17 protein-coding genes are annotated in these 21,636 nt (G+C 71.6%); 6 read left to right on the forward strand and 11 right to left on the reverse strand.

All coding sequences use genetic code 11. The features are described from left to right. Positions 1-14 precede the first annotated feature (14 nt). Positions 15-2,192, reverse strand: a complete 2,178-nt coding sequence (locus tag ACZ6H8_RS09930) for an alpha-ketoacid dehydrogenase subunit alpha/beta (protein ID WP_464146621.1) — start codon at positions 2,190-2,192, stop codon at positions 15-17. 198 nt (positions 2,193-2,390) lie between these two features. Between ACZ6H8_RS09930 and ACZ6H8_RS09935 the strand changes: the two genes are divergently transcribed. Beyond that, complete coding sequence (locus ACZ6H8_RS09935) at positions 2,391-3,125, forward strand: GntR family transcriptional regulator (RefSeq protein WP_464146623.1); 735 nt, start codon at positions 2,391-2,393, stop codon at positions 3,123-3,125. A gap of 93 nt (positions 3,126-3,218) precedes the next feature. On the opposite strand, the gene ACZ6H8_RS09940 is transcribed toward ACZ6H8_RS09935, so the two are convergent. From ACZ6H8_RS09940 to ACZ6H8_RS09965, 6 genes are all read right to left on the reverse strand, one after another. Next, positions 3,219-3,515 (reverse strand): hypothetical protein, encoded by a 297-nt coding sequence (locus tag ACZ6H8_RS09940; RefSeq protein ID WP_464146624.1) that lies wholly within the window; start codon positions 3,513-3,515, stop codon positions 3,219-3,221. Between the two features lie 588 nt (positions 3,516-4,103). Then, positions 4,104-4,892 (reverse strand): HAD-IA family hydrolase, encoded by a 789-nt coding sequence (locus ACZ6H8_RS09945; RefSeq protein ID WP_464146625.1) that lies wholly within the window; start codon positions 4,890-4,892, stop codon positions 4,104-4,106. Then, positions 4,889-5,761, reverse strand: a complete 873-nt coding sequence (locus ACZ6H8_RS09950; protein ID WP_464146626.1) for a class II fructose-bisphosphate aldolase — start codon at positions 5,759-5,761, stop codon at positions 4,889-4,891. Before ACZ6H8_RS09950 ends, ACZ6H8_RS09945 begins: the two co-directional genes overlap by 4 nt. Before the next feature lie 131 nt (positions 5,762-5,892). Next, positions 5,893-7,254: an iron-containing alcohol dehydrogenase gene (locus ACZ6H8_RS09955; protein WP_464146627.1), complete on the reverse strand. Its 1,362-nt coding sequence runs from the start codon at positions 7,252-7,254 to the stop codon at positions 5,893-5,895. After that, a complete protein-coding gene (locus tag ACZ6H8_RS09960) occupies positions 7,251-8,102 on the reverse strand; it encodes an HAD-IIA family hydrolase (protein ID WP_464146628.1) in 852 nt (283 codons plus the stop codon). Before ACZ6H8_RS09960 ends, ACZ6H8_RS09955 begins: the two co-directional genes overlap by 4 nt. A 94-nt stretch (positions 8,103-8,196) precedes the next feature. After that, a complete protein-coding gene (locus ACZ6H8_RS09965) occupies positions 8,197-9,825 on the reverse strand; it encodes an FGGY family carbohydrate kinase (RefSeq protein WP_464146629.1) in 1,629 nt (542 codons plus the stop codon). 176 nt (positions 9,826-10,001) lie between these two features. Here ACZ6H8_RS09965 and ACZ6H8_RS09970 point away from each other — a divergent pair, with 176 nt between their 5' ends. After that, entirely contained in the window at positions 10,002-11,027 is a 1,026-nt protein-coding gene (locus tag ACZ6H8_RS09970) for a zinc-binding dehydrogenase (protein WP_464146630.1), read from the forward strand. A 577-nt stretch (positions 11,028-11,604) separates the two neighbouring features. On the opposite strand, the gene ACZ6H8_RS09975 is transcribed toward ACZ6H8_RS09970, so the two are convergent. Next, positions 11,605-13,104, reverse strand: coding sequence for an FGGY family carbohydrate kinase (locus ACZ6H8_RS09975; RefSeq protein ID WP_464146631.1), 1,500 nt, complete (start codon positions 13,102-13,104; stop codon positions 11,605-11,607). 213 nt (positions 13,105-13,317) lie between these two features. On the opposite strand from ACZ6H8_RS09975, the gene ACZ6H8_RS09980 reads away from it, so the two are divergent. The 3 genes from ACZ6H8_RS09980 to ACZ6H8_RS09990 are packed head-to-tail and all read left to right on the forward strand — an operon-like array spanning position 13,318 to position 16,396. Then, complete coding sequence (locus ACZ6H8_RS09980) at positions 13,318-14,250, forward strand: DUF7973 family transport facilitator (protein WP_464146632.1); 933 nt, start codon at positions 13,318-13,320, stop codon at positions 14,248-14,250. A 22-nt stretch (positions 14,251-14,272) separates the two neighbouring features. Next, a complete protein-coding gene (locus tag ACZ6H8_RS09985; RefSeq protein ID WP_464146633.1) occupies positions 14,273-15,085 on the forward strand; it encodes an HAD hydrolase family protein in 813 nt (270 codons plus the stop codon). Positions 15,086-15,121: 36 nt separating this feature from the next. Beyond that, positions 15,122-16,396, forward strand: coding sequence for a RuBisCO large subunit C-terminal-like domain-containing protein (locus ACZ6H8_RS09990; RefSeq protein WP_464146634.1), 1,275 nt, complete (start codon positions 15,122-15,124; stop codon positions 16,394-16,396). Between the two features lie 170 nt (positions 16,397-16,566). Here ACZ6H8_RS09990 and ACZ6H8_RS09995 read toward each other — a convergent pair whose 3' ends face one another. Further along, positions 16,567-17,340 carry a triose-phosphate isomerase family protein gene (locus tag ACZ6H8_RS09995; protein ID WP_464146636.1) on the reverse strand — a complete coding sequence of 258 codons (774 nt, stop codon included), beginning with the start codon at positions 17,338-17,340 and terminating at the stop codon, positions 16,567-16,569. 110 nt (positions 17,341-17,450) lie between these two features. Between ACZ6H8_RS09995 and ACZ6H8_RS10000 the strand changes: the two genes are divergently transcribed. Then, positions 17,451-19,106, forward strand: coding sequence for a glycerol-3-phosphate dehydrogenase/oxidase (locus ACZ6H8_RS10000; RefSeq protein WP_464146638.1), 1,656 nt, complete (start codon positions 17,451-17,453; stop codon positions 19,104-19,106). A 130-nt stretch (positions 19,107-19,236) separates the two neighbouring features. Here ACZ6H8_RS10000 and ACZ6H8_RS10005 read toward each other — a convergent pair whose 3' ends face one another. Then, positions 19,237-20,307, reverse strand: coding sequence for a BMP family lipoprotein (locus tag ACZ6H8_RS10005; RefSeq protein ID WP_464146639.1), 1,071 nt, complete (start codon positions 20,305-20,307; stop codon positions 19,237-19,239). Positions 20,308-20,413: 106 nt separating this feature from the next. Continuing rightward, positions 20,414-21,526, reverse strand: coding sequence for a mannose-1-phosphate guanylyltransferase (locus ACZ6H8_RS10010; protein WP_464146640.1), 1,113 nt, complete (start codon positions 21,524-21,526; stop codon positions 20,414-20,416). Positions 21,527-21,636: the final 110 nt, after the last annotated feature.

Raw genomic sequence — 21,636 nt, forward strand, 5'->3', positions numbered from 1 at the left:
GTGCTCTCCTTCGCTCAGGCCGTGACGGCGCGCAGGGCGTCGACGATGTCGGACGTGTGGGCGAGCGCAGCCTTCTCGAGCACCTTCGAGATCGACGGCGACGACTCCGAGCCCTGCACGCGCGTGATGGGCGCGTCGAGCCAGTCGAAGAACCTTCGCTGGATCTCGTCGGCGAGCCAGCCGCCGTACGAGGTGCCCTCGGAGCCCTGCTCGACGATGAGCACGCGGTTCGTCTTGCGGATCGACTCGCCGATCGTGTCCCAGTCGACGCTCGCGCGGTCGAGCCAGCGCAGGTCGATGACCTCGCCGTCGACGCCGGAGGACTCGACGGCGTCGAGGGCGCGCTGCACCATCGACAGGTACGAGATGACGGTGACCTGCTCGCCGTCGCGTCGCACGGCGGCCTTGCCGAACGGCAGGCAGTAGTCGAGGTCCTTCGGCGCTGCGCCGACCGCCTTGTAGAGGTCGGCGTCGTGCTCGAGCACCGCGACGGGGTCGCCGAGGCGCATGGCGGTGTTCAGCAGGCCCACGTAGTCCAGCGGCGACGACGGCGCGATGATGCGCCATCCGACGCTCGTGGCGAGGATGCCCGCAGGGTCCATGGAGTGCTGCGAGCCATAGCCGGTGTTCGTGCCGATCTTGATGCGCAGCATGAGGGGCATGGCGTGGTCGCCGCCGAACATGTGGCGCGCCTTGCCGATCTGGTTGAAGAGCTGGTCGGCTGCGACCCAGAGGAAGTCGGCGTACATGAGCTCGATGACGGGGTAGTAGCGGCCGTCGAGCGCGAGGCCGCCGCCGAAGCCCGTGAAGGCGTTCTCGCTGATGGGCGTGCCGAGCGTGCGGTCCGGGAAGTCGTCGGCGAGGCCCTTGGTGGCGCCGCGCGAGCCGCCGTTGAGGCGGTGCACGTCCTCGCCGAGCACGACGATCGAGTCGTCCTGCGACATGCGGCGATGCATGACGTTCGCGATGACGTCGACGAACTTCGCGTCCTCGAGCTCGTCGGGACCGAACTCGGCGTTCTCCTTGACGGCCACGTCGGTGATCTCGGGGATGTCGCCGCGGATGCCGTAGTTCAGGAACGCCGGGTCGGGCCACAGCTCCTCGCGGATGCGCAGCTGGCCGGGCTTGCCGTTCGGGTCGGCCTCGACGACGCGGTCGCCGATCTCGGCCATGACGGCCTTGACGCGCGCGCGCACCTCCTTGGCCTCCTCGGCGGTGAGGATGCCGCGGCGCGTGAGGTGGCCCTCGACGATCGCGATGGGGTCGCGGTCGCGCCACGACTTCTCCTCGTCCTTCGAGCGGTAGCCGAAGGCGCTGCCGGGGAACGGACCGTTCTGGTGGAAGTAGCGGTAGGTGTCGACCTCGACGACCGTCGGGCCCTTGCCTGCGCGCATGTGGTCGACGGCCTGCTGCATCGCGAGGTGCACCGCGAGCGTGTCCTGCCCGTCGACGCGCCACGAGGCGATGCCGAAGCCGAGGCCGCGGCCGGAGAGGCGGGACTCGCCGGTCGCCTCGTCGACGTTCGTCGACACGGCGTACTGGTTGTTCTCGATGAAGAAGCACGTCGGCGTCTTCCACGCCGCGGCGAGGTTGAACGACTCGAGCACCGAGCCGATGTTCACGGCGCCGTCGCCGAAGTACGTCACCGAGACGTTGTCGGTGCCCGCGTGCGCGTGGCCCCATGCGAAGCCGACCGCGAAGGGCACGGCACCGCCGACGATCGCGTTGGTGCCCATGGCACCCGCCTCGGTCCACTGCAGGTGCATCGAGCCGCCGCGACCCTTGCAGTAGCCGTCCTTGAGGCCGGCGATCTCTGAGAGCGCGCGGTAGAGGATGTCGCGCACGGGCTCGGCGATCTCGGCGCGTGCGCCGAAGCCGTCGGGCTGCACGTGGCCGAAGGCCTTCGCGAGGAACTGGTGGTGGCCGCGGTGCGAGCCGTTGACCTGGTCGGCGGTGACGAGCGAGAGCGCGCTGCCGACGGCGCCGCCCTCCTGGCCGATGGACGAGTGCGCGGGACCGTTGATGAGCTTCTGGCCCGCGAGCTCGAGCACGTACTCCTCGAAGGCGCGGATGAGGTGCAGCTGCACGAGCATGGTCTCGAGCAGGGCCGGATCGGCGGCATCCCAGTCGGCCTTGGTCGTGCGGAGCTCGACCCACGGTGCGGCGGGCTTCAGCGAGATCGTCTTGGCCATTGATCCTCATCCTCGATGAATCGGTCGGCGCGGGGCCGGGTGTGCGTGGGGTACGTGCGCCCGCCGGGGCTATGCTCTCGCATGCGGCGAGTCAGACGACGTCGTACTGGTCACCACCGTACCGTACAACTCTATACAAGCATAGATGAGTCGGTGGGCAGCCCGTGCGACGCGGCACGCAGGCAGGAGGAGGATCCCATGGTGGAGAAGCTCGATCGGGAGTCGGCGACCCCGCTCTACATCCAGCTCGCCGACGTCATCCGCGCCAAGATCCAGCGCGGAGACTGGCAGCCGGACCAGCGCATCCCGTCGGAGAACGAGCTCAACCAGCTCTACGGCATCAGCCGCATGACCGCGCGGCAGGTGCTCGCGCGTCTGGTCGACGAGGGGCTGCTGTTCCGCGTGCAGGGCAAGGGCACGTTCGTGTCGCGCCGCAAGATCTCCACCCGCTCCCCCTCGTACCAGGGCATCCGAGAGCAGCTCGAGCAGCAGGGCTACGCCACGAGCACCGAGCTGCTCGGCCAGCGCCTCGAGCCCGCCTCGGCGCGCGTCGCCCAGGCGCTCGACGTGCCCGTGGGCACCCCCACCTACATCGTGCGACGCCTGCGCCGCGTCGACGGCACCCCCATCAGCGTGCACGAGTCGCATGTGCCCGAGGCGCTCGCGCCCGGCGTCCTCGAGCGCGACCTCGTCGCCGAGCAGCTGTGCACGGTGCTCGACCGCGACTTCGGGCTGCGCATGACGAAGGTGCTCGAGACGCTCGAGACCACCGCGGCGTCCTCTGGCGATGCGAAGCTGCTCGCCGTCCACGAGGGCACGCCGATCCTGCAGCTCGAGCAGCGCATCGCGGCGCCGTCCGGCAAGGCGTTCGAGTTCTCGCGCATCCGCTTCCGCGGCGACATGGTGCGGCTCGAGTTCTCGTACGACCTCTAGACGCCGCGTCGGCAGAACGCGGGCTTCAGCAGCACGAGAGCAGGTCGAGCTTGCGAGCCTCCTCGGTTCGATACGAGACGAACGCAGAGCACGTCACGAGAACGTACTTGGCGAGTGCTTGATCGGCGTCAGCTGGCTTCGATCCGCCATGACGGATGCCGTCCTCGTCCGATGCCCACCCGTACATCTGGTTCCAGGCACGCCGAGCGCCGGGTGCAGGTAAAGCCCGGCACTCTCGAGCTTCTTGAGAGCTGCTCCCAGCGTCTGCTCGCCCGTGATCCTTCGAGTCAGCGCCTCGACGGCCGACACTGACTCCTCGATCGAGTTCGGGTAGTCCGGGACCTGCCGATCGGCGAGCAATTCGATTGCCCGCTCGAGATGGTGCCGCACGCCCTCCGCCCCCTCGGCAACGGACAGCGCTTGCGATACTGCATCAGCTTCTGCGGCCGAATCGACCGGCGTGATCTCATGACCGATGAATCTGTAGCCGACCAGGAACGTCTCAAAGCGGTCGTTGAACGCGTCGACGAAAGGCTCGACGACATCTCCGAGCCTGCTGGACTTGGCGCGATCCAGATCGCTTCACGACAGCCTCAGCCATGTCGAGCGCGTCGGCCCAGTCACCCTCAGGGATGACTTGCTTCACGGACGCCCACACTTGTGAGTCTCGAGGGCGCTCGTCGAGTGGTTGGTTCAGTTCCCAAGCCCAGACTCGATCAAGGAGATCGGCTTGGGATCGGTCGACGGCTCGCTGCGCCAGGTCCGAGAAGACAGACTGCAGCCCAACGAGCACGTTCCAGATGGCGGTACGGGTGTCGGAATCCAGACCGGCCGATTGCACCAGCGTCCGCTGCTCGCGGTGACCGTAGCGTCCTGCACATCCGGGCATACGTCAGAGGCTGTTCGGCGCGGGAGACATGCGGACATGCCGAGCGCGCGCCGGCCACCCCTGCCCGGCGCGCGCCCCGCTCGAGACGCCTAGGAGGCGGTCGCCGCCGCGCGGTGGTGCTCGAGCACGCGCTCGAGGCCCGCGAGATCGACGATGCCTGCGTCGCTCCTGGCGTCGAGGCCCGCGATGAGCGTCGCGGGCGCATCGGACTCGCCGAGCGCCGACACGATCGTCGTCGCCGCGGGGAACGCGTCGTCGTGCGTGAAGTGGCTCACCGTCACGACGTGCGCCATCCCGGCCGCCGCAGCGGCGGCGGCGCCCGACTGCGAGTCCTCGATCACGACGACCTCGTCGATCGCGCGACCGAGCTCGGAGGCGGCGAGCAGGTAGATGTCGGGCGCAGGCTTCTTCGCGGGCACGACGTCGCCTGCGAACACGCCGGCCATGCGCGCGCGCTGCGCGGGTCCGACGACGGCGGCGAGCACGGCCTCGACGCTCGCGAGCGCCGACGTCGATGCGCACGCCACCTGCCAGCCGGCGTCGAGCGCCTCGCCGACGATGCGGGCGATGCCGGGGCGCGGCGGCAGGGCGCCCGCCTCGACGAGCTCGACGTACACGGCCGACTTGCGCTGATGCGCGGCGAGGATGCGGGCGTCGAGGTCGTCGCCGGAGCCGAGGTCGATCTCCGGATGCTGCGCGAGGTACGCCCGCATGCGCTCCTTGCCGCCGCCGACGCGCAGCAGCTCGCCGTACTCCTCGGCCGACCAGCGGAAGCCGAAGCCGAGCTCGTCGAACGTCTGGTTGAACGCGACGAGATGGCCGTCGAGCTCGGTGTCGGCGAGCACGCCGTCGCAGTCGAGCACGAGGGCGCGGGTCATGCCGACACCGCCTGACGGCGTGCGGAGCCGAAGAGCTCGATGTGCTGCAGCACGGCCTGCTCGACGGCGGCGCCGATGTGGTCGAACAGCTTCACGGGCTCCCACTTGCCGGTGCGCTCGGCCTCGGCGAGATGGTCGCGCGACGCGTGCATGTAGGCGAGCTTCACGGCCGTCGAGATGTTGATCTTCGACACGCCTGCGTCGATGAACGCCTGGAACTCCTCGGCGGACAGACCGGTGCCGCCGTGGAGCACGACGGGGATGTCGGTGAGCTCGACGAGGCGTGCGACACGGTCGACGAGCAGCACGGGGGCCGCCTTGTAGAGGCCGTGCGCGGTGCCGAGGGCGGGGGCGATGAGGTCGGTGCCCGTCTCGGTCGCGACGCGCACGAGCTCCTCGTCGGCGTAGAAGTGCACGTTCGGGTCGTCGGAGCCGACGCCGTCCTCGACGCCGACGATGTTCTCGATCTCGCTCTCGACGTCGACGCCCGCGGCGTGCGCCTCGGCGACGACCTCGGCGGTCTCGGCGGCCGCGACGTCGAACGAGCGGTCGGAGGCGTCGAACAGCACCGACGACCAGCCGTGGGCGATGGCCTCGGTGATGACCTCGCGACTCGGGCAGTGGTCGAGGTGCAGCGCGACGGGCACGGAGGCGGCGTCGGCGGCGGCCTGCGCTGCGGAGGCGAGCACGGCGGCGCCGAAGTGCTGCACGGTCTTCACCGACGTCTGCAGGATGATCGGCGACCCGACCGAGTCGGCGGCCTTGACCGCGGATGCGATCGAGAGGCCATCGACGATGTTGACGGCAGGCACGGCGTAGCCGGCCTGCCTGGCTGCGCGGCTGAGCTCGCGGGTGCTAGCGAAGGCCATCGGACCATCTCCTTCTTGCGTCTCGGGCGTCGTCGCCCGATGCCGTGTCTGTCTCTATGCCAAGTCTATACAACTCTAGCCAACTTGGCCAAGCCGTGCGGTCCGCGTCGTGCGGGCCGCGGCCCCGGCGCTCAGCCGACGCCGCCGCCCGCCTCGGCTGCTCGCGCCAGCACGCGATCCACGAGGGCGTCGTCCCACCGCCCCGCGAACAGCAGCAGGTCGGCGAGCGTCATGCGATCGCGCATGAACGGCAGCGCGCCCACCGCCCACCGTGCGCGCTCCGCGTCGACCGGCGGGGTCAGCGCCGCGAACGTCGCGGGCGCCTCCCACGCCGCGAGCGCCGCCGCGCACGCCGATGGGTCGCCGGCGAGCCGATCGAGCTCGGCACCGTGCCGCTCACGGTCGGCGAGGAACGCCGCCACCGCCTCGCGTTGCCCGCGCCATCGCTCGACCTTGCGCTCGACCGCGACCCAGCACTCCTCGCCCAGGGCCCCAGACGGGTCGACGGGCGCCCACGTCGCGAGCACCCGCTCGCGCAGGTCGGCCGGCGGCTCGAGGTCGGCGATCGACACGTCGAGGATGCGCAGCTCGCGCAGCGCGACGTCCCACAGCGACGCGGCGACGACGCTCGCGACGCCCACCTGCGCGCCGTGGAGGTCGTGATCGACGCCCTCGGCCATCGCCCGCATGTCGAGCACGTGGCTCAGCAGATGCTCGCAGCCCGACAGCGGCGCCGTCGAGCCCGCGGCGCCGATGAGCAGGCCGCCGAGCGTGAGCGCGTCGACGAGCCCGTCGAGCCGCTCGGCCCCGCCGACGCCAGGCGTCGTCATGCGCTCGACCGCCTCGCGCACCGGCGCCGTCCACGCATCCGTGTAGGGCCCGGGGTCGACGCCGAGCGCGCACGCGAGGTACCAGTCGGCAGGCGACGAGAAGACGGCGACCGCGTCGCCGACGCCCGCGCGCGACAGGTGCGCAGGCGCCTCGGCGAGCACGTCGTGGTCGATGACGAGGGCCGCGGGCCACGCGCTCGGCTGCGTGCGCTTCGCTCCCCGCTGCACGAGCACCGACAGCGAGTCGGCGAAGCCGTTCACCGACGCCGCCGTCTGCACCGCGACGAGCGGCGCGCCCGTGCGCTGCGACACGACCTTCGCGAGATCGGTGACGGTGCCGGAGCCGACGGAGACGACGACGTCGGCGCCCTCGGCGTCCGCGGCAGCGGCATCCACCGTCGCCTCGTCGAGCACGACGCCGTGGTCGCCCGCGCGCGCCACCACGCGACGCACCTCGTACCGCTCGACGAGCTGGCCGACGACCTGCTCCTCGACGTCGGCACCGCCGACGGACTTCGGCACGCCGTCGACGACGAGCGCGAGCGCGCCACCGGCGACGAGCGACGCCGCGAGCGAGCCGACGGTGCCCAGCGCACCAGGTCGCGACGTCGTGGTCATGGCGCCGCCCGAGTGCTCGAGCGAGAGCCTGGCGAGGTCGGTCATGCGTGCTCCCCTGCTGCGGCATCGGCGACGAACGCGTCGACGAGGTGGTCGATCTGCCCCAGCACGAGGTCGGGGCGGTGCTCGTCGGGCGCGGCGGCGAGCATGGCGTCGTCGGTCTCGCCCGTCATCACGAGCGCCGACGCGATGCCCGAGTTGCGTGCGAAGAGCATGTCGGTCGACAGACGGTCGCCGACCATGACGGTGCGCGCGGGGTCGATGCCCGTGTCGCGCTGGATGATGTCGAACAGGTCCTTCGACGGCTTGCCGAACACCGCCTCGCACTCCACCTGCGTGCCCGCGGTGATCGCTGCGGTGATGCACGCGGCATCCGGCTCGCCCCTGCCACCCGGGAAGGGGCAGAAGCGATCGGGGTTCGTCGTCACGAGCCTCGCTCGCTTGTGGAACCACAGCGCGTCGAACGCGATCTGCAGCTTGCGGTACTCGAACGTGCGGTCGTACGACGAGATGACGAGGTCGATGCGCTCGGGGTCGTCGGTCATGGGGATGCCTGCGGCGGCGAGCGCGTCGACGAGCGGCTGCTCGCCGATCGGATACACCGCCTTGCCAGGCATCTCGCGCTCGATCCAGTGCACCGTCGCGACGAGGCTCGTGTAGACGTCCTCCACGGGCGTCGGCAGCCCGAGGCGCGCCAGACGATCCGCGTAGTCCTGCGGCGACTTCGTGGGGTTGTTGCTGCAGAAGAGCACGCGCTTGCCATGTGCGCGCAACGTCTCCACCAGGCGCTGCGCGCCCGGGAGCAGACCCTCGCCGAGGTAGATCGTGCCGTCGAGGTCGAACAGGTACGCGTCGAACTCGGGGATGCGGTCGATCGGCGTGGCGTCGGTCATGCGGTGTGCGCTCCTTCTGCGTGATGCTGGGCGGGCCGGCCCCGCGCTGCGAGAGGCCGGCCCGCCTGGTGGTGGTCGTGGCCGCGACGCCCGCTCAGGCCGCGACGGGCTCCGGCCCCTGCGGCTCGGGCTGCTCGACCGTGCCGGCCGCTGCCGCGCTCGCGGTGCTGGCAGCGTACTTCGCCGCGACGCGCGTCGCAGCCTGCAGGCGGTCCCACACCGCCGCGTTCGCCTCGCGGATCGCGCGGTACGCACCGAACAGCTCGGTGTACACGGCCGTCTTCTCGAGGTCGGGCTCGTACTCGCGCACGATGTCGACCGTCGCATCCGCGCCTTCTGCGTAGCTGCCGTAGACGCCGGAGCCGACGCCCGCGACGATCGCCGCGCCCTTCGCGCCGAACTCCGAGCCCGCCGGCACGATGATGCGGCGACCGAGCACGTCGGCGAAGATCTGGCACCACACCGCCGAGTTCGCGCCGCCGCCCGCGAGACGCACGGTGCGCACCTCGGTGGGGATGGAGTCGAGGCAGTCGCGGATGCCGTACGCGACGCCCTCGTAGATGGCGCGCAGCATGTCGCTGCGGTCGTGCGTGCCCGTGAGGCCCGAGAACGAGCCGCGGGCCGAGGGCTTCACGAACGGCGCGCGCTCGCCGCCCGGGGCGAGGTAACCGTGGAAGATGACGCCGCGCGCCCCGATGGGCGTCGCGAGCAGCCGCTCCTCGAGGTGCTCGAAGAGTCCCTGGCCGGCCGCCTGCGCATCCGCCTCGAACGCGGCGCCGAACTCGCGCAGGAACCAGTCGAGGTTCGGCGTGCACGAGTTCATGCCCATGGCGCGGATCCACGTGTCGGGGCCGTGCGGGATCGTCCAGCCGACGTCCTGCGGCTGGAAGCCCGTCGAGATGTCGTCGGTGCAGACCGTGACGATGCCTGCCGTGCCGATGACCGCCATGCAGTCGCCGGGTCGCACGACGCCGACGCCGAGCGACGAGGCCGTGATGTCCATCTGCCCCTTGTAGACGGGGGTGCCGGCGACGAGGCCCGTGCGCTGCGAGGCGGCGTCGGTCACGACGCCCGCGACGTCGGTGGGCGCCTTGATGGGCGGCAGCACGTGGCTGACGCGGTCGATGCCCCAGATGGCGTTGACCTGCTGCGACCACTGCCTGCCAGCGACGTCGATGCCCGACAGGCTCGCATCCGACGGATCGGTCGAGAGGTCGCCCGTGAGGTTGTACTCGACCCAGTCCTTGCACCACAGCGTCGTCGCGCCCTCGAGCACCTCGGGCTCGTTGTCGGCGCGCCACCGCAGCACGGCCGACGTCGTGCCCGCGTACGGGCCCGTGCCGGTGATGGCGAACTGGCTCGTGACGGTGCCGTTCGCGTACCAGTCGTCGATGATGCCTCCCGCACGACCGTCGGTCCAGAGGATCGCAGGGCCCTTCGGACGACCGGTGGCCGAGTCGACGAGCCAGACGCCGTCGCCCTGACCGGTCACCGCGACCGCGACGATCTCGGATGCCGGGACGCCGGCGCCTGCGATCGCGTCGCGGATCGCGTCGGCAGCGGCCTCCCAGACCTGGTCCATGTCCTCCTCGGCCAGGTGCGGCTCTGGGCTGTGGATGGCGACGCTGTGCGCGCCGCGGGAGAGCTCGGTGCCCGCTCGGTCGAAGACCGCTGCCTTCAGCACGGATGTGCCGGCGTCGATCCCCAGGATGTACTCGCCCATCGGGCGCCTCCTCGTCGTTGAGGTGTGTCGTCTGATGCCGAGCGGCCGACCTGCGGCGCTCGACGACGCAATCATATAGACATGTATGGACTTGTCTCTAGTGCCATGGTCGCCCAGCATGGCCGTCGGGGCACGAGACTGGTCCCGACCATCCCCCATCGCGAAGGAGCAACACCGTGCGAGCCCTCGTGAAGCACGCGGCCGGCGTCGAGATCCGCGACGTCGCCGAGCCCACCCTCGACCCGGGCCACGTGCTCGTCGACGTCGCCCACGCCGCCGTGTGCGGCACCGACCGCGCGGCGCTCGACGGCGGGCACGACGTGGGCTCCGGCTCGCGCACGCTCGGCCACGAGGCATCCGGCCGCATCGCCGCGATCGCGCCGGGCGGCGTGCGCGACGACCTCCAGATCGGCGACCGCGTGACGTTCGAGACCGACGCGTACCTCTGCATGCGCTGCGACGCGTGCCGCACCGAGCAGTACAACCGCTGCCCGAGCCGCCGCGGCATCGGCACGACCGCCGACGGCGCGCTCGCCGACCGCATCGCGATGCCCGAGCGCGCCATCCACGTGCTGCCCGAGACGGTGTCGCTCGTCGACGGGGCGCTCACCGAGCCGCTGTCGATCGCGGTGCACGCCGTCGTCGAGCAGTCGCCCTCGCTCGCCGGCGAGGTCGTCGTCGTCATCGGCCCCGGCGCGATCGGGCAGCTGTGCGCCCGCGTCGCACGCGCCGTCGGCGCGACGGTCGTGCTCGTCGGACGCTCACGGCACGCGGATGCGCTCGCACGCGCGAAGCAGGCGGGCATCGACGTGATCGTCGACTCCGAGACCGAGGACCCCGAGGCGGTCGTCGCGTCGCTCACGGGCGGCCGCGGCGCGCACTCCGTGTTCGAGTGCTCGGGCGCGACCGCCGTGGCCGAGTCGTCGCTGACGATGCTGCGCCGAGGCGGCCGCCTCGTGCTCGTGGCCTTCTTCCAGACGCCGCCCGCGTTCGACGTCGACCGGCTCATCCACCACGAGCTCGAGATCGTCGGCTCGCGAGGCAAGCGCCCGTCGAGCTACCGCACGGCGCTCGCGCTCATGGCCTCCGGCGCGGTCGAGGTGGGTCCGCTCATCTCCGCGCGCCTGCCTCTGGAGTCGTGGGCCGAGGGCCTCGGCCGCGTCGCGCGCGGCGAGAAGGTCGTCTTCGACGTCGCGCCGTAGGCCCTCGGCCTCCCCGTTGCGAGGTGCGCTTCCCGTCGCGAGGTCGGGAGGGTCGTTGAGATCCATGCCCACGAGCCACACGAGACCCCGGCGGCCAGACTCGTCGCGATGCACGAGCGCGACGGCGTAGCGCGCGCCCGGCGACGCCTCACGCTCGGCGAAGGCGATGGCGTCGACCACCTCGACGCCGACGAGGTCGACCGTTCGCACGTCCCAGCCCGCAGGCACGTCCCAGCGACCGGTCGCCGCATCCTGCGCGACGCCGTGCCCAGGCCCGAAGAGGTACACGCGATACCGCGCACCGTCGTCCTCCCAGGTGGAGTCGCGCTCGTCGACGTCGAACGCTCGCGCGTCATGCTCGCCCATCCCGGCATCCTCGCACCACGACCCGTCGCGAGGTGCGCCACCCCGACCGGGGTGCGGCTCGCAGCGCACCTCGAGAGGAGAAGCGCACCTCGCAACGGCGAAGCGCACCTGTGCGGTGCGGACGACGGGGTCCTCCATGCGGATGGCTGAGGACGGGTGACGACGCGATCGCGCCGGGCCGTGGAGACGGCCCGGCGCGATCGATGCGGCCCTACGAGACGTCGACCTTCTTCGTCCAACCCTTCGTGAGCTCGCGCGCCTCACGCCAGCCCGCGTACTTCGCGTCGGCCTCGTCGCGGCTCATCTGCGGCTCGAACACGCGGTCGACGGCCCACTTCGCCTCGAGCTCGTCGAGGCTCGCGTAGACGCCCGTGGTGAGGCCCGCGAGCAGCATGGCGCCGAAGATCGTCGCCTCCGCGTTCTTCGGACGGATCACCGGGATGCCGAGCATGTCCGCCTGCAGCTGGCACAGCAGGTTGTTCTTCACGGCGCCGCCGTCGACGCGCAGCTCGGGGATCGTGAGGTCCGATCCATTGAGCGCAGCCTCCACGACGTCGCGCGTCTGGTAGACCATCGACTCCACCGCTGCACGGATGATGTGCAGGCGGTTCGTGGCGTTCGACATGCCGACGATCGCTGCGCGAGCGTGAGGATCCCACGTGGGCGCGGCGAGGCCCGTGAACGCCGGCACGAGGTACACGCCCTCGGTCGACTGCACCTGGCCGGCGTACCACTCGGAGTCCGGCGCGGCGTGGATGAGCTGCAGGTCGTCGCGCAGCCACTGCATGGTCTTGCCCATGGCGAAGAGCACGCCCTCGATCTCGTACGCCGTCTGCCCCTGGACGCCCCACGCGAGGCTGGGCGTCAGACCCTCGATGCGCTGCGGCGTCGGACCGCAGTTGATGTTCAGCACGCCCGCCGTGCCGTAGGTCATCTTCACCTGGCCCTGCTTGAACGCCGCCTGGCCGAAGAGGCCCGCCTGCTGGTCGCCGAGGTTCGAGCCGATGCGCACGTCGGCACCGAAGGTGGGCTCGATCGACCCGAAGTCGGAGTCCGACGGCACGATCTCGGCGAGCATGCCCTTGGGGATGCCGTAGTGCCCGAGCAGCTCCTCGTCCCACTCGAGCGTCTCGAGGTTCATCATCATCGTGCGCGACGCGTTCGAGTAGTCCGTCACGAACGAGCGGCGGCCCGTGAGGTTCCAGATGAGCCACGTGTCGACCGTGCCGGCGAGCAGCTCGCCGCGCTCGGCGCGCTCCTGCGCACCCGGGACGGCGTCGAGGATGAAGCGGATCTTCGAAGCCGTGTAGTAGGCGTCGGGGATGAGGCCCGTGCGCTCCTGGATGAGATCGCCGATGCCCTGCTCGATCCAGCCCTGCACGATGTCGACCGAGTGGCGCGACGCCCACACGATGGCGTTGAAGATGGGCCTGCCGGTGTCCTTCTCCCAGACGATGCCCGTCTCGCGCTGGTTGGTGAGGCCGACGCCCGAGAGCTCGGCCGGCGTGATGCCCGCGTCGCGCAGCGCAGCGCGGATGACCTCGAGCTGCACGTTCCAGATCTGCATGGGGTCGTGCTCGATCCAGCCGTTGCGAGGATAGATCTGCGTGAGCTCGGCCTGGCCGAAGCCCTTCACGTTCGTGTCCTCGTCCATGACGAACGCTCGCGCGCTCGTCGTACCCTCGTCGATGCCCAGGATGTACTTGGTCATGGTCGCTCTCACTTCGTCGTGATGCCGCCCGGCGCTCCGATGGGCCGGGCTAGGGGGAACCTAGGCCGAGACCGCTTGTATAGTCAAGTATTGCCCTGTCCGGGTGTGACCTCTACGATCAGGTCCCACGGATACCATCGGCCCTTCGGCGCCTGCCGAGCGGCGATGGACCGGATTCGCCGCCCACGATGACGTGACGCAAAGGACATCTGCATGGACATCGATCTCATCTCCATCCTCGGAGCAGCCGCCGGAGGGTTCTTCGGCGCCGCGATCGGAGGCCTCCACGCCTTCATCTTCACCGGGTTCATGGTCCTCACCGGCTTCGCGATCCTCGCAGGCACCGGCGACGCCAGCTTCATCAGCGAGCTCGCCTTCGGCCCCGTCTTCGGTCCGCACATCGCCTTCGCAGGTGGCGTGGCAGCCGTCGCGTACGCCCGCCGCGTCCATGGCGCGAACGCCCGCGACATCGCGCTGCCCCTCGCGAGCCTCGCCAAGCCCGACGTGCTGCTCGTCGGCGCCGGCTTCGGCGTGCTCGGCTACCTCATCCAGAAGGTCGTCGCGATCATCCCGTGGTTCGGCGCCAACACCGACTCGGTGGCGTTCACCGTCATCATCTCCGCGATCGTCGCGCGCCTCGCGTTCGGCAAGTCCGGACTCTTCCCGAGGAACGACTCGGGCAAGAGCGGCTGGGCGGCGTACGAGCCGACCGACACCGGCCGCTGGGTCGAGCACCAGGAGCGCTTCGGCCCCCTCACGGTGCTCGGCATCTTCGCCGGCCTCCTCGCCGCCTTCGCATCCGTCACCCTGCTCGAGGCGTACCCCGACGTCGCAGGCAACGCCCAGGTGCTGATGTTCGGCGTCTCGGCCGTGTCGCTCGCATTCTCGTCGGCTGGCCACGCCGTGCCCGTCACGCACCACATCACGCTGCCAGCAGGCCTCGCGGCCGTCACGTTCCTGCCGCTCGTCGGCGACCAGACGTGGCTCGCGGTGCTCATCGGCGCCGTCGGAGGCCTCATCGGCGCCTGGCTCGGCGAGCTGTTCGCCCGCCTCACGCTCAGCCACGGCGACACGCACATCGACCCGCCCGCGTTCGCGATCTTCCCCGCGACGACGCTGATCCTCGGCCTCGGCGCCCTGGTCTGAGCCGGCTGAGGACGACAGCACCATGACCGGGAGCCTCGCGGGCGTTCGCGCCGTCGCGGTCGACGTCGACGGCACGATCGCCGGCGCCGACCACCGGGTGAGCGGCCGCACCGCGGCCGCCATCCGCGGCGTGCTCGACGCGGGGCTCCCGGTCTACCTGCTCACGGGCAGGTCGCGCCGCAGCGTGCTCGGCCTCGCCCGAGAGCTCGGCATCTCCAACCCCGTCGCAGCCTCGAACGGGTCGATCGTCTTCGACCCGGTCGAGGACCGCGACCTGCGCACCATCCCGCTCGGCGCCGCCGAGATCACGGCGCTCGTGAGCCTGCACCGCGACCTCGGCCTCGGCATCACGTGGTGGACCCGCGACGACATCTGGGTCGACGCGCCAGGGCTGCTCGCCGACACGCTCGTCGACCTCAACGAGGAGGACGTGCGCATCGGCTCGATCGACGACGTCGCGCCCGGCGAGATCGTGAAGATCATGCTGCACGGCTCCCCCGACGCGCTCGACGCCGCCGCCGCCGAGATCCTGCAGCGCGTGCCGCAGGCGACGCGATCGATGGACGTCTTCTTCGAGGTCGTCGCCCCGCATGCGACGAAGGCCACCGCGCTCGACCTCCTGCTCGGCGACGAGATCGACGCCGCCGACGTGCTCGGCCTCGGCGACGGCGGCAACGACGTCATCTGGCTGCGCCGCATCGGCCACCCCGTCGCGATGGGCAACGCCCGCGACGAGGTGCTCGCCGTCACGACCAGGCAGACCGGCCACCACGCCGACGACGGCGCGGCCGAGATCCTCGAGACCCTCGTCGCCGCCCTCCCGCGCGTCGCCTGACGCGCTCGTCTCCGCATCCGCTCGAAAGGCACGACCATGCCATCCGCACTCGACCTCTTCGCCCTCCCGGAGCACGTGCGTGGCGGCGACCACGTGCTCGCGACGTACGCGCTCGAGCTGCCGGCGGATGCGGACGCGCTCGGCCGCATGGCCGCGTTCGCCGTCGGCCAGACGATCGGCACCTGGCTGCCCGTGCCCGGCATCACCGACGAGATGCGCGCCAGGCACGAGGCGCGCGTCGTGAGCGTGCTGCCGGTGCCGCCCATCGACGTCGGCGACGCCCCCGAGCGCATCGCCTACCTCGTGCGCATCGCGCTGCCCACGATCAACGTGGGCGACTCCATCCCCATGCTGCTCACAACGCTCCTCGGCAACGACTCGTCGACGTCGGTCGAGGCGAAGCTCGTCGAGCTCGAGCTGCCCGACTCGCTCGCCGAGCGCCTCGCAGGGCCCGGCCACGGCGTCGAGGGGCTGCGGGCGCTCACGGGCGTCGAGGGCAGGCCGCTGCTGCTCAACATGATCAAGCCGTGCGCGGGGCTCACGCCCACCGCGGCGCGCGACATCTTCCGCGAGACGGCGCTCGGCGGCATCGACCTCATCAAGGACGACGAGCTCATCGCCGACCCCGAGTACTCGCCGGTCGTCGAGCGCGTGCGACTGTTCACGGCCGCCGCGAAGGAGGCCGCGGGCGAGACGGGCATCGAGACGGTCTACGTGCCCAACGTCACCGACCGCCCCGACCGCATGCTCGACACGGCCCGGCGCGCCGTCGACGCGGGCGCGCGCGCCGTCATGGTGACGTACGCCACGGCGGGCTACGGATCGCTCGAGGCGCTCGCCGACGCCGTCGACGTGCCGGTGCTCGGCCACTTCGCGGGCGCGGCGCCGTTCTTCGAGGGGCCGTCGACCGGCATGTCCGCCCCGATCGCGATGGGGCTGCTGCCTCGCATCGCCGGTGCCGACATGGCGCTCGTGCAGACCCCGTACGGCGGCGGCTCCATCCGCACGCTGCCCTATCTGCGCACGGCCCATCAGATGCTGCTGCCGCGCCCGCACCTGCGGCGCACGATGCCCATCATCGGCGGCGGCGTGCACCCCGGCACCGTCGACCGCTACGTCACCGACCTCGGCATCGACACGATCCTCGGTGCGGGCGGCGCGATCCAGGGCCATCCCGGCGGCGCGGCCGCAGGCGTGCGCGCGATGCGGCAGGCGATCGACGCGCGGATCGCGGGCGTGCCGCTGGCGGATGCGACGGCGGAGCACGAGGAGCTGCGCCAGGCGATCGAGGCGTGGGGCTCGCTGACCTGACCCCGGCCCCACCTCCCGCCGTTACGAGGTGCGCTTCCCGTTGCGAGGCGCGCTTCCCGTTGCGAGGTGCGCTTGTCCAATCGAGGTGCGCAGAGAGCTCCACCTCAGTTGGACAAGCGCACCTCGCAACGGATAGGCGCACCTCGCAACGAGCGCGGGCGGGGCGGATGCTACGACGCGGTCGCCTCGCGCACCTCGGCGACCGCCGCGAGGAAGCCGTGCGGATCGACGCCCGCACGCCCGAGGAACACCCCGTCGGGGATGCCGCCCGGGCGGCCCGTCTCGCGGCCGTGGGCTGCGATCGCCGCGAACGTGCCGGGGCCGGCGCTGCCGCCGTAGAGCACGCGCGACTCCCCCGAGCGCTCCGCGAGCATCGCGCGGATGCGCTCGACGACGTCGACGACGTGGCTCGGCGGTGCCGGCTCGGGAGCACCGATCGCCCACGTCGGCTCGTACGCGACGACCACGGGCGCGTCGCCCGGCACGTCGGCGAAGGCGGCATCGATCTGCGGACGGATGACCTCCTCGGGGTCGCGCCCGCGCTCCGGCTCGCCGACGATGAGGATCGGCACGATGCCGTGCGCTGCAGCAGCCGCCGACTTCGCACGGAAGTCGTCCGGGCCCTCGCCGAGGTGGCGCACGCGCTCAGGATGCCCGACCATCGCCAGGCGCGACCCGAGGCCCGCGAGCAGCTCGGCGCTCACCTCGCCCGTGAACGGCCCCACCGGATGGGCCGAGACGTCCTGCGTGCCCACGAGGGCTCCGAGCGGTGCGAGCGCGTCGACCGCCTCCGCGACGAGCGGGTAGGGCATGCATGCGAACGCGCCCTCGCCGCCATGCGCGGCGAGCCCGTCGCGCACGACCGCGATCCACTCGCGTGCCGCGTCGGCCGTCAGGTACCCCTTCGGGCTGCATCCGGTCATGGTGCTCGGCAGCGTCGTCATGCTGGCCCTCCTTGGCTCTGCATCGAGTGGGACGAGGTTGTGTATGGTTGTATAGACAGCCTAGCCGCTCGCGCACCGATCGCGCGATGCGCCGTCGATGGAGACAGAGCATGACCGGATTCGCACGTGCCGACGCCGCTCGCCTGAGCGCCGGCTCCTACGACCTCGTCGTCGTCGGCGGCGGCATCAACGGCGCCGCGATCGCCCGCGACGCCGCCACCCGCGGCCTGACGGTCGCGCTCGTCGAGCGCGGCGACCTGGCGATCGGCACGTCGTCGTGGAACTCGCGCCTCATCCACGGCGGCCTCCGCTACCTCGAGCACGGCGAGGTGCCGCTCGTCTACGAGTCCCTCCACGACCGCGAGAGCCTGCTGCGCATCGCGCCGCACCTCGTGCAGCCGCTCGGCTTCGTCGTGCCGCTCTACCGTCACAACCACCTTCCCGGGTGGATGTTCCGCGCAGGCGTGACGCTGTACGACGTGCTGTCGGCAGGCAAGTCGATGCCCGCGACGCGGCACCTGGGCCGCAAGGCGCTCGACGCGGAGCTGCCCGGCCTCGACAAGCGTCGCCTCGGCGGTGCCGTGCGGTACTACGACGGGCAGGTGACCTTCCCGGAGCGGCTCGTGCTCGAGACGGCCCTGTCGGCCGCGCGGGCGGGCGCCGACGTCGCGACCTACGTCGAGGCCGTCGACCTGCGCCGCGATCGCGAGCGCATCGTCGGCATCGAGGCCCGCGACGTCCTCACGGGCGAGACGTTCGCGATCGACGCCGCGTGCGTCGTGAATGCGGCCGGCCCGTGGGTCGACGAGCTCGGCGAGCGCGCAGGGCTCGAGCGGCAGATCGGCGGCACGACGGGCACGCACCTCGTCGTGGACCCCTTCCCCGGCGCCCCGGACTCGTGCATCTACTTCGAGGCGCGCCGCGACAACCGCGCGATCCTCGTGATCCCGTGGAACGGCCGCTACCTCATCGGCACGACCGACGACCGCTTCGACGGCGACCCCGCCGTCGTCCGCGGCACCGACGCCGAGGTGGCGTACCTGCTGGAGGAGACGAATGCGCTCGTGCCGGGCGCTGGCCTCACGGTCGACGACGTGCTCTACACGTACACGGGCGTGCGTCCGCTGCCGTACCGGCCCGGCGTCAAGCCCGGCGCGATCCCCCGCAGCCACCTCATCGTCCGCCACGACGAGGCTCCCGGCCTCGTCACGATCGTCGGCGGCAAGCTCACGCCGCACCTCGCGCTCGGACGGCAGACGACCGACGTCGTCGCGAAGGAGCTCGGTCGCACGCTGCCGAGGTCGACGACGTCGTCGCAGCCGCTGCCAGGCGCGACGACGGATCGGTGGGCGCGCGGCCGACGTGCCGCGTCGGTGCTCGCGACCAGGCTGCCGTGGCGCGGGGCGATCGCCGAGCGTCTCGTCGCCGTCTACGGCAGCGCCGCGACGGCGATCGGCGCGCTGCACGACGCGGAGCCCGCGCTGCAGCAGACGTTCGGCGGGGGACGCGGCGCCGTCGTCGGCGCCGAGCTCGCCCATGCGATCCGCGCCGAGGGCGCCCTCACGCTCGTCGACCTGCTGCACCGACGCACGATGGTCGGCCTCGAGCCGGCGCTCGGCACCGACGTCGACCATGAGGTCGCGGCGTTCGTCGCGCCCATGCTCGGCTGGGACGACGCTCGCGTCGAGCAGGAGCTGGCCGACCACCGCACCTACGTCGAGCGGCTGCTCGGCGGCGTGACGCGCAGGGATCGAGTGCGCGTCTGACGACAGGCTCCCGCCCGGTCACGGGCGGGCCCATCCCCGATCCTGCGACACGGGGATGGAGAGGGCCCCGGATGCACTCCACGGCATCCGGGGCCCTCGCATGCGATCGCCGATCGCGAGTGCCGCGTCGCTACGGGGCGCTGGGGCTCTCGACGACGACGTCGCCGGCGACGATCTGCTCGCGCAGGGCGTCGAGCTCGGTCTGCAGCTCCGGGCTGACCCGGTCGGCGAGGTCGTGGTAGTCGGCGAGGCCGACGCCCTCGTTCTCGAGCGTGCCGACGAGCGGCTCGTCGGTGACGGTGCCGGTGTCGACGAGGTCGCCGATCGCGTCGACCACGAAGTCCTGCGTGTTCTTCTCCACGGTGGTGAGCAGCAGCGGGTGGTACTCGTCCGGCAGGGTCTCGTAGCCGTCGGAGTCGACCCAGATGACGAGCGCGGAGGAGCCTGCGTCGATGGAGGCGAGGAACGCGCCCTCGCCGACCTGGCCCGCGACGGGCAGGATGACGTCGGCGCCCTGGGCGATGAGCGACTGCGACGTCGCCTGACCGAGCTGCACGTTCTCGAAGTCGCCGGTGAAGATGCCGTCCTGGGTCTCGACGTCCCAGCCGATGACCTGCACGCTGGTGCCGTGCGCGGCGTTGTACGCCTCGACGCCCTGCACGTAGCCGTCCATGAAGAGCGTGACGGGGGGCTGGTTGCCGCCGCCGAACGTGGCGACGACGCCCGTCTGGGTCACGCCGGCTGCGAGGTACCCGGCGAGGTACGACGCCTGCCCGGTGTCGAAGACGATGGGGCGCACGTTGTCGCCCTCGACGGTCTCGTCGACGATCGCGAACTGCACGTCGGGGTTGGCCTCCGCCTGCTCGCCCGTGGCTGCGGCGAGCTCGTAGCCGACGGTGAGCACGAACTCGCAGCCGGTGCCGACGGCAGCCTCGACGTTGGGCGCGAGGTCGGACTCGCTCGTGGAGACGAGCACGTTCGCCTCGATGCCGTACTCCTCCTCGGCCTGCTCCATCCCGGCCCAGCTGGCCTGGTTGAAGGAGCGGTCCTCGAGGCCGCCGGAGTTCGTGACCATCTGGGCGCAGACGTCGCTCGCGGCGCCGGGCTCGTCGTCCGACCCCTCCGGTGCGGCCTGGCAGGCGGTGAGCGCGAGCGCGACGAGGGCGACGGGCGCGACGAGACGGAGGGCGGTGCGGGACATCGGTGCTCCAGGTGCTGCGGTGCGGGGTGCTGTCACCCTAGCCCGCACGCCCGTCGACATCGGCGAATGCGCGCCGATCGACGACGTGCCCCGGGGGACGCTCGCGCTACAGCACCGTGGCGTTGCCGCTGCGCCGGATGGCGTCGACGACCTGCTTCACGCGCTGCGCCTGGCCCGTGGTCGTCACGAGCAGCGCGTCGCCCGTGTCGACCACGACGATGTCGCGCACGCCCACGAGCGAGATCACCCGGTCGGTCGTCGACACGACGATGCCGGAGGCGCCGTCGGCGAGCACCGTCGCGTCGCCGGAGAGGATCGCGAGGCGATCGGCCCCGACCGTGCCGTTGTGCAGCTTCGCCACCGCCGAGAAGTCGCCGACGTCATCCCAGTCGAAGTCGCCTGGCACGACGACCATGCCGCCGCGGGCTGCGGCGGGCTCGGCCACCGAGTAGTCGATCGCGATCTTCTGCAGCTGCGGCCACAGGCGGTCGACGGCGGGGCCGCGCGTGGCCTGGTCGTCCCAGGCGGCAGCGAGCTCGTCGATCTGCGCCGCGAGCTCGGGCTCGGTCCTCGCGAGCTCGGCCAGCAGCACGTCGGCGCGCGCGATGAACATGCCGGCGTTCCACAGGAAGTCGCCCGACTCGACGTATCCGGCTGCGACCTCGGAGCTCGGCTTCTCGACGAAGCGCACGACCTCGGCGACGCCCGGTGCGCCCTCGATGCCTGCCGACGCGCCCGCCTGGATGTAGCCAAAGCCGATCGCGGGCTCGCTGGGCGTGATGCCGATCGTGGCGATCTTGCCGGTGCGGGCCGCGGCGACCGCGTCGGTCACGGCGCGGCGGAAGGCGCGTTCGTCGGCGATGACGTGGTCGGCGGCGAACGAGCCGACGACGACGCCGGGCTCGCGACGCTCGAGGATGGCTGCGGCGAGCAGGATGGCGACGGTCGACTCGCGCGGGTCGGCCTCGAGCACGATGTTCGCGTCGACGAGCTCCGGCAGCTGCGCCTCCACCGCCGAGCGGTGCGCCCTGCCGGTGACGACCATGATGCGCTGCGTGCCCGCGAGCGGCACGAGCCGCTCGAACGTCGACTGCAGCAGCGTGCGACCGGACCCCGTGAGGTCGTGGAGGAACTTGGGTGCGTCGGCGCGGGACAGCGGCCACAGCCGCGACCCGACGCCTCCGGCCGGGATGATGCCGTAGAAGCCGTCGATCGTCATGGGGGCGAATCTATCCGGCGACCGACGACGACCTCGACCGGACGCGAGGCGTTCACACGCCATTCACACGTTCTCGGCCTCCCTCGCCATGCGCGGTGCCTAGCGTCGGG

This window comes from Agrococcus sp. AC640b, assembly GCF_979255995.1.

Bases quoted from the DNA above. Each gene is read 5' to 3' on its own strand.
- ACZ6H8_RS09985 (WP_464146633.1), top strand. From the start codon at position 14,273: ATGACCGGGAGCCTCGCGGGCGTTCGCGCCGTCGCGGTCGACGTCGAC.
- ACZ6H8_RS09990 (WP_464146634.1), top strand. From the start codon at position 15,122: ATGCCATCCGCACTCGACCTCTTCGCCCTCCCGGAGCACGTGCGTGGC.
- ACZ6H8_RS09965 (WP_464146629.1), bottom strand. From the start codon at position 9,825: ATGGGCGAGTACATCCTGGGGATCGACGCCGGCACATCCGTGCTGAAG.
- ACZ6H8_RS10010 (WP_464146640.1), bottom strand. From the start codon at position 21,526: ATGACGATCGACGGCTTCTACGGCATCATCCCGGCCGGAGGCGTCGGG.
- ACZ6H8_RS09975 (WP_464146631.1), bottom strand. From the start codon at position 13,104: ATGACCAAGTACATCCTGGGCATCGACGAGGGTACGACGAGCGCGCGA.
- ACZ6H8_RS09960 (WP_464146628.1), bottom strand. From the start codon at position 8,102: ATGACCGACGCCACGCCGATCGACCGCATCCCCGAGTTCGACGCGTAC.
- ACZ6H8_RS09945 (WP_464146625.1), bottom strand. From the start codon at position 4,892: ATGACCCGCGCCCTCGTGCTCGACTGCGACGGCGTGCTCGCCGACACC.
- ACZ6H8_RS10005 (WP_464146639.1), bottom strand. From the start codon at position 20,307: ATGTCCCGCACCGCCCTCCGTCTCGTCGCGCCCGTCGCCCTCGTCGCG.
- ACZ6H8_RS09935 (WP_464146623.1), top strand. From the start codon at position 2,391: ATGGTGGAGAAGCTCGATCGGGAGTCGGCGACCCCGCTCTACATCCAG.
- ACZ6H8_RS09995 (WP_464146636.1), bottom strand. From the start codon at position 17,340: ATGACGACGCTGCCGAGCACCATGACCGGATGCAGCCCGAAGGGGTAC.
- ACZ6H8_RS09955 (WP_464146627.1), bottom strand. From the start codon at position 7,254: ATGACCGACCTCGCCAGGCTCTCGCTCGAGCACTCGGGCGGCGCCATG.
- ACZ6H8_RS09930 (WP_464146621.1), bottom strand. From the start codon at position 2,192: ATGGCCAAGACGATCTCGCTGAAGCCCGCCGCACCGTGGGTCGAGCTC.
- ACZ6H8_RS10000 (WP_464146638.1), top strand. From the start codon at position 17,451: ATGACCGGATTCGCACGTGCCGACGCCGCTCGCCTGAGCGCCGGCTCC.
- ACZ6H8_RS09950 (WP_464146626.1), bottom strand. From the start codon at position 5,761: ATGGCCTTCGCTAGCACCCGCGAGCTCAGCCGCGCAGCCAGGCAGGCC.
- ACZ6H8_RS09980 (WP_464146632.1), top strand. From the start codon at position 13,318: ATGGACATCGATCTCATCTCCATCCTCGGAGCAGCCGCCGGAGGGTTC.